Source organism: Paramuribaculum intestinale, assembly GCF_003024925.1.
Lineage (GTDB): Bacteria > Bacteroidota > Bacteroidia > Bacteroidales > Muribaculaceae > Paramuribaculum > Paramuribaculum intestinale.
Genome location: NZ_PUED01000015.1, coordinates 20,366 through 27,633 on the forward strand (window position 1 = coordinate 20,366; position 7,268 = coordinate 27,633).

Genomic DNA, 7,268 nt, shown 5'->3' on the forward strand with positions numbered 1-7,268 from the left:
ATTGTCATTAAGCCTGCTAAAGCCACGTCGATGAAATATCGATGCCTTCATCCTCCCTGCTGCGCGGCTGTCAGAGCGGTCATGCTCCTGATGGTCATGTCGGTGGCGCGTGTGGGCGCGCGTGGCGCAGTGGCCGATGCCGGTGACAGTATCGCTGTTCCGGCCGTAGCTCCGGCGACGGCCGAAGCTCCTTCGCCGACAAGCGATTTCAAGGTCGATTCATTGCCATTGTTCAACCGGCTGCCGCCAAAGGTTAAAAACTATCTCAACGGTTTTATGGCCGGAAGCGTCGACCGCACCCGCGAGAAGCGGGTTGATCTCAGCTTCGGTATCTCGCCGAGCTACACCCGCGAGGCGTCGTTCGGCATCGGGGCGCTGTGCACCGGACTCTATCGCGTGGACCGCACCGACAGTGTCGGCATTCCGTCCGATCTGTTTGCGTGCCTGAATGCTTCGCTCAACGGCTTCTTCGTGTTCACTTTCAAGGGCAACAATATTTTCCCCGGCAACCGTCTGCGACTCGGCTATAAATTCGAGGCATATCGCAAGAGGCTCGATTTCTGGGGCATCAATTCCGAGGAGACGGCCGTCAATCCCAAGTCGAAATATGACCGGCGCCAGATCGATCTGCGCACGGAGCTGGTCTATAAGCTCACACACCACCTTCATGCCGGTTTTCACACCAATTTCGACTATACCGACGCCCGTCGCATGTCGAATCCGGAATATCTGCTCGGCGGCCGGCGGCAGTACTACGTGACCGGACTCGGCGCCTCGCTCTCCATCGACTCCCGCAACAGTATCTTGCAGCCCACCCGCGGAGTGCATCTGAGCTACACTTACATGTTCTATCCGCGTCAGCTGGGGAGCGCTCCGGCGTCGTTTCAGAGCCATCTGATCATAGGCAACGCATATCTGGGTCTGTGGCGCGGCGCCACTCTCGCCTTTGATCTGTATGCAAAGTTCAATAGTTCGCACACTCCGTGGAGCATGCGCGAGATGATAGCCAGCGACGGCATACGCATGCGCGGCTACTACATGGGATCGTATATCGACAATAGTCAGATGTCGCTTCAGGCCGAGCTTCGCCAGCATATTTGGTGGCGCATCGGCATGACCGCATGGCTGGGTCAGGCGGCGGTGTTCTCGTCGTTCCGCAACCTGTCGAAGAAGGAGATCCGCCCCGAGTGGCTGCCCAACGGCGGCATAGGGCTGCGGTTTGAATTCAAGCATGGCGTCAACGCCCGCATCGACTACGGCATAGGCCGTCATACGGCCGGCTTCGTGTTTGCCGTCGGCGAGGCGTTCTGACCGTGTGTCAGTCGAGATGTATCTCAGCGTCGGCCATCTCGTCGTAGGCCTCCCATCCGGGATCGTTTTCGGCCGATATGCTGAGCGGCAACACCGGCAGCGGTTCCAGCATCTCGTTGAGCTTGCGGCCGAAAATGTGGGTCGAAAGGGTGTAGAACACCCAGTTGCGCTCGCCTGAGCCGGTGAAGATGCCGGTCATTACCGCCACCGGATCGCGGCTGAATTCGTCGTTGAGCAGATCCGTCACCTGCTCCATCACCTTCGAGTCCTCTTCCGAGGGCATCCCGTCGGGCTTGGGTGTGTAGGGCCATGTCACTTCCACTCTGATGCTGAACCGGGGATTCGCGCGGAATTTCTCCACATCGCGACGCCCTGTGACCATAATCAATTGTCCGCTCTCGCTTTCGGCCGGAGCGGTCCACCATTCGCCTGTATCGCTCATGAGATTGTTGTGTTGTCGTGGTTGGGTTTCTTGCGTAAAATTACTCCAAAACATTTTTAATTGCAAATTGTCGCAGTTCAAAAACCGGACTGCGGAATGCGCGGGCGAAAAGGCTGAAAAAATGCATGCGTCATGACTCCAAATGCCGATTTTTTTACATACCTTTGTAGGTCAGTAACTACAACTCCTTACGAAGATATGAAATTCAACGTTCCGAGCAAGACCCTCAGCGGTTTCGTTTCAGCTGTAAGCAAGGTAATAAACTCAAAAAATCCGCTTACGATACTCAACAACTTCCTCTTTGTTCTGGAGGAGGACACCCTGACGGTGAAGGCGTCAGATTCGGAGAACTCACTGGTGGCGCGCCTCGACGTGACAGGCACTGAAGGCGAAGGCTCCTTCTGCCTCGACGCCCGCCGCATCGTGGAGCTGCTCCGCGAGCTTCCCGATCAGGGTATAACGTTCGATATCAACGACGAAAACCTCGAGGTGAAGATCTCCTATTCGAGCGGCGACTACTCTACGGTGGGTATCAACGGACGCGAATATCCCGAGCCCGAGCAGGCCGACGAAGGAGAGCGGCTCAGCTTTGTATGCCCGACGGAGGTAGTGATGAAAGGCATCGAGAACACACTCTTCGCCGTAGGCACCGACGATCTTCGTCCGCAGATGATGGGTATTCTATGGGACGTGAAGCCCGATCATATCGTGTTTGTGGCCACCGACACACGCAAGCTGGTGAAGTTCACCAACTCGCTCGTGCAGCCTCAGTGTGAGTGCTCGTTCATACTGCCGCTCAAGCCCGCCACGGTGCTAAAGAACGTTTTCGCCAAGGAGGATTCAATCAAAGTCACGGTCAGCGAGCGCAACGTGCGCTTCGAGTCGTCGTCCTACATCTTCGACTGCCGCCTCATCAAGGGCAATTTCCCTCCTTACGAGAGAGTGATACCGGCAGGCAACCCCTACACGCTGACCATCGACCGCCAGTCGCTCATCAATTCGCTGCGCCGCGTATGCGTGTTCGGCGACGACGGCAACGGTCTGGTGAAGTTCAAGCTTTCGGCCGACAATCTCACGCTCCGCGCGCAGGACAGCAGCTACGGCACATCGGGTCTGGAGTCGCTGCCGTGCCAGTATGACGGCGCCGAACTGCTCATCGGATTCGGAGCGCCCTATCTGCTCGAGATTTTCAACACCCTCTCCACTCCCGACGTGATGATGAAACTTGCCGATCCGAGTCATGCGGCCATCTGTCTGCCGGCTGAGAACGCGCCGGGCACCGAGCTGCTGATGCTGCTGATGCCGATGCATATCGTCGACTGACACTGATCCGGCACACCCATTCCATCATCTCCACTCTACCAGCCACGCTTTGCTTTATGGAACTCAATCTCAACAAACCGATAATATTCTTCGATCTCGAAACCACCGGCACCAATATCACGCAGGACCGTATCGTGGAAGTGTCGATACTCAAGATCATGCCCGACGGCAAGGAGATATCGCGCACCCGACGCATCAATCCCGGGATACCCATCCCGCCCGAGGCCACGGCCGTGCATCATATCACCGACGCCGACGTGGCCGGCGAGCCTACGTTCAAGCAGATAGCCAAGGATCTGGCTTCGATTTTCGCCGGATGCGACATCGCCGGGTTCAACTCCAACCGGTTCGACATACCGATGCTCGACGAGGAGTTTCAGCGTGCAGGCATAAAGTTCGACTTCACGAAGCCGCGGTTTATCGACGTGCAGACGATATTCCACAAGAAGGAGCAGCGCACGCTCGTGGCTGCCTACCGCTTCTACTGCGGCAAGGAGTTGACCGAGGCACATTCGGCCGACGCCGACACACGCGCCACCTATGAGGTGCTTAAGGCGCAACTCGACCACTACGACGATCTGCCCAACGACATATCATATCTTTCGGAATACTCGGCGCAGAACCGCAACGTCGACTTCATGGGGCGTCTGGTCTACGACGACAAACACCGCGAGGTGGTGAATTTCGGCAAGTACAAGGGGCGTCTGGCCGAGGAGGTGCTGCGCACCGATCCGAGCTACTACAACTGGATAATGCAGGGCGATTTCTCGCAGAACACCAAGGATGCCTTCACCGCCGTGAGGCTCCGTATGAAAACCGAAGGCAACTGATGCTGAAAGGCAAGCACATAATACTCGGCATCACCGGCGGTATCGCAGCCTACAAGTCGGTCAGCCTGCTCCGCCTGTTTGTAAAGGCAGGGGCGGAGGTGCAGGTGGTAATCACCCCTGCCGGAAAGGAGTTCATAACTCCTGTCACGCTGTCGGCTCTGAGCGGTCGTCCGGTCATAAGCGAGTTTTTCACAGCCAATACAGGGCAGTGGAACAGCCATGTCGACATAGGCCTCTGGGCCGACGCCATGGTGATAGCGCCCGCCACGGCCTCCACCATAGCCAAGATGGCCTGCGGAGTGGCCGACAATATGCTCGTCACCACCTATCTGTCGGCCAAGGCTCCGGTGTTTGTGGCTCCGGCCATGGATCTCGACATGATGGCCCACCCCACCACGCAGCGCAACATCGGGCTGCTGCGTTCGTATGGCAACCATGTCATCGACTCGCGTGCCGGCGAACTTGCAAGTCATCTTGTGGGCAAAGGCCGCATGGCCGAGCCTGAGGAGATACTTGAGGCTGTCGATGCGTTTTTTGACGCTTCCGCGTCAATGAAGGGGCTGAAAGTGATGATTACAGCCGGACCCACCTACGAGAAGATAGATCCTGTCAGGTTCATAGGCAATTATTCGTCGGGCAAGATGGGCTATGCCATAGCCGACGAGGCCGCGCGCCGTGGCGCCGAAGTCACCGTGGTCAGCGGTCCGGTGAGTGTCGTTCCCTCCGAACCGGGCGTCAGGGTTATAAAGGTAGAGTCGGCCCGCGAGATGATGGAGGCCGCCGAGCATGAGTTTGCCGGTGCCGACGTGGCCGTGATGGCTGCTGCTGTGGCCGATTATGCTCCTGTCGAGCCCGCACTGAGCAAGATCAAGCGCGAGGGGGGAGAGCCTCCGGTCATCCGCCTGGTGAAGAACCCCGACATAGCGGCGGCACTGGGAGAGCGCAAGCGCCCCGGACAGACGCTGGTGGGTTTTGCGCTCGAAACCGACCACGAGATGGACAATGCCGCCGACAAGATGAAGCGCAAGCATCTCGACATGATAGTGCTCAACTCTCTCCGCGACAAGGGAGCCGGATTCGGTACCGACACAAATCTCGTCACCATACTCTCGGCCGACGGCCGCACCACCCGCTACGATCTGAAATCCAAACGCGAGGTGGCCTGCGATATCCTCGATCAAATCTGCGCCATGCGATGAAACGGATGCTGCTGACACTGGTCGCCTTTGCGGCTGCCGTGGCGGTGGCCCTTTGCTCCGAGCTCAACTGCAAGGTGGAGGTCAATGTCAGCCGCACCGAAACGATGCCCTCCGACGTGGCGCGTCAGCTGCAGGAGGCCGTCGCGGAGTATGTCAACACCACCTCGTTCACCGAGCTTCGTATAGCTCCCGGAGAGCGGATCGAGTGCCGGATGTTTTTCGACGTGCAGTCATATGCCGACGACAAGGTGAGCGCCGTCCTGACGGTGCAGTCCACCCGACCGGTCTACGACAGCAGCTACACCACCACGCTGCTCAATGTCAGGGACGCCGAGGTGGAGTTTCCCTATTCGTCCGGACAGCCTCTCGTTTTTGCGCGCGACGCCATCGATTCGGAGCTTACGGCGCTGCTCGATTTCTATGTGTATCTCATTCTGGCTGTCGATGCCGACAGCTTTGCGCCCGAGGGCGGGACTCCTTTCTACGGGGTGGCCTCGCAGATCGTCACTCTGGCCCGGTCGTCGGGCGGCAAGGGGTGGCGCGCCATCGACTCCCCGCGCAACCGCGCCTCGCTGCTCGCGGCGCTGACCGAGCCTCCCACCGCGGCCTTCCGTACTCTTCTCTACGACTACCACCGTCGCGGTCTTGACGTCATGACCGTCAGCCCCGAAAAGGGGCGCGCCACTATAGGGCAGACGCTGCAGCGGCTGCGCGACATGGTCTCGCAGTCGCCCATGACGCCGCTCGCGGCTCTGATGCGCGATGCCAAGCTCGACGAGTTTGTCGGACTCTATTCCAAGGCCTCCGACGACGAGCGCCGCGAGGCGGCGGCGCTGCTGACGGCTCTCTGGCCGTCGGAGTCCGAAGCCATGGAAAAGATAAAGAACCCCAGGAAATAAAACCTGCTACTGTCGGTTAAATCATAATACTTCCCTTATGCTCGAAACACTGCATATATCCAACTATGCGCTGATTGATGCGGTCGACATCCGTTTCTATCCCGGACTCGACATAATCACCGGCGAAACCGGAGCCGGCAAGTCGATAATGCTCGGGGCGCTCTCTCTGCTACTCGGAGGGCGGGCCGACACCAAGGCCGTGCGAAGTGCCGACCGCAAGTCGGTCATCGAGGCGGTATTTGCCATCGAGGCCTATCCCCACCTGCGGCAGGTGTTCGCCGAGGCCGACATCGACTGGGATCCGCAGCGGTGCATACTACGCCGCGAGATAGCCCCCAACGGACGGTCGAGAGCGTTTGTCAACGATTCGCCGGTGCCGCTGTCGCGTCTGCAGGAGATAGCGATAAATCTCATCGACATCCATAGTCAGCACAACAATCAGCTGCTCGCCCAGCCGGGATTTCAGCTGCAGGTCATCGACACTCTGGCCGGAAACGCCGAGCGGCTCCGGGAGTACGGCCGGCGTTTCGACGCGTTCCGTTCGGCCGTGCGTCAGCTCAAGAAGACCAAGGCACGGCTGGAGCGCGTGCGCGACGACGAGCAGTTCACCCGCTATCAGCTCGAACAGCTCGACTCGGCGCGGCTTCAGAGCGGAGAACTGGAGCAGCTCGAAAAGGATCGCGAGGTGCTGGGCAATCTCACGGCGGTGAAGTCGGATCTCTACGACGCTCTTCAGGCGCTCTCCGACGGTGGCAGCAATGCCATATCGCTCGTCGACGAAGCGGCCGGCGCGTGCGACCGCCTCGGAGCGGCACTCGACGAGACCGACGACATACCGGGCCGTCTGGCCACTATCCGCATAGAGCTTGCCGACATCGCCGCGACGCTGTCGGAAACCGACGCCGGGCTGAGCGCCGATCCGCGCGAGCTTGAGGCGGCCGAGGAACGTATCGACACGCTCTACTCGCTGCTGTCGCGCCACAAGGCCGAGACGGTCGACCAGCTGATAGAGCGCCGCGAGGAACTGCGCGCGCGTCTGGAGCAGCTCGACGACTCCGACACCACAGTGGCCGATCTGGAGCGGGAGGCGCGACGCGCGCTTGCTCTGGCCAAAGAGAGTGCGGCCGAGATCACGGCCACGCGCCGCCGGGCGGCTGCGGATTTCGCCGCGATGCTGCGGGAGCGCGCCATGCCGCTCGGCATGAAAAACCTTCAGGTGGAGGTGCGCGTCGATCCGGCCGACATCTCGGCCACCGGCATGGAT

The 7,268-nt window shown here is 59.5% G+C and carries 7 protein-coding genes; 6 read left to right on the forward strand and 1 reads right to left on the reverse strand.

Going from position 1 to position 7,268, the window contains the following annotated elements:
* The first annotated feature begins 30 nt into the window (after positions 1-30).
* Positions 31-1,311 (forward strand): BamA/TamA family outer membrane protein, encoded by a 1,281-nt coding sequence (locus tag C5O24_RS02470; RefSeq protein WP_107036094.1) that lies wholly within the window; start codon positions 31-33, stop codon positions 1,309-1,311.
* A 7-nt stretch (positions 1,312-1,318) separates the two neighbouring features.
* Here C5O24_RS02470 and C5O24_RS02475 read toward each other — a convergent pair whose 3' ends face one another.
* Positions 1,319-1,753, reverse strand: a complete 435-nt coding sequence (locus C5O24_RS02475; RefSeq protein ID WP_161553770.1) for a DUF695 domain-containing protein — start codon at positions 1,751-1,753, stop codon at positions 1,319-1,321.
* 198 nt (positions 1,754-1,951) lie between these two features.
* On the opposite strand from C5O24_RS02475, the gene dnaN reads away from it, so the two are divergent.
* From dnaN to C5O24_RS02500, 5 genes are all read left to right on the forward strand, one after another.
* On the forward strand, positions 1,952-3,076 hold the full coding sequence (gene dnaN / locus C5O24_RS02480; protein ID WP_161553771.1) for a DNA polymerase III subunit beta: 1,125 nt from the start codon (positions 1,952-1,954) through the stop codon (positions 3,074-3,076).
* A gap of 56 nt (positions 3,077-3,132) precedes the next feature.
* Entirely contained in the window at positions 3,133-3,906 is a 774-nt protein-coding gene (locus C5O24_RS02485) for a 3'-5' exonuclease (RefSeq protein ID WP_107036091.1), read from the forward strand.
* On the forward strand, positions 3,903-5,105 hold the full coding sequence (gene coaBC, locus C5O24_RS02490; protein WP_107036090.1) for a bifunctional phosphopantothenoylcysteine decarboxylase/phosphopantothenate--cysteine ligase CoaBC: 1,203 nt from the start codon (positions 3,903-3,905) through the stop codon (positions 5,103-5,105). The genes C5O24_RS02485 and coaBC overlap by 4 nt, the downstream gene beginning before the upstream one ends.
* The gene (gene porD / locus C5O24_RS02495; protein WP_107036089.1) at positions 5,102-6,004 is read left to right on the forward strand and encodes a type IX secretion system protein PorD; all 903 of its coding nucleotides are present in this window, start codon (positions 5,102-5,104) and stop codon (positions 6,002-6,004) included. Before coaBC ends, porD begins: the two co-directional genes overlap by 4 nt.
* Positions 6,005-6,041: 37 nt before the next feature.
* Positions 6,042-7,268: AAA family ATPase (locus C5O24_RS02500; RefSeq protein WP_107681404.1), on the forward strand; the 1,227-nt coding region annotated here is incomplete at its 3' end.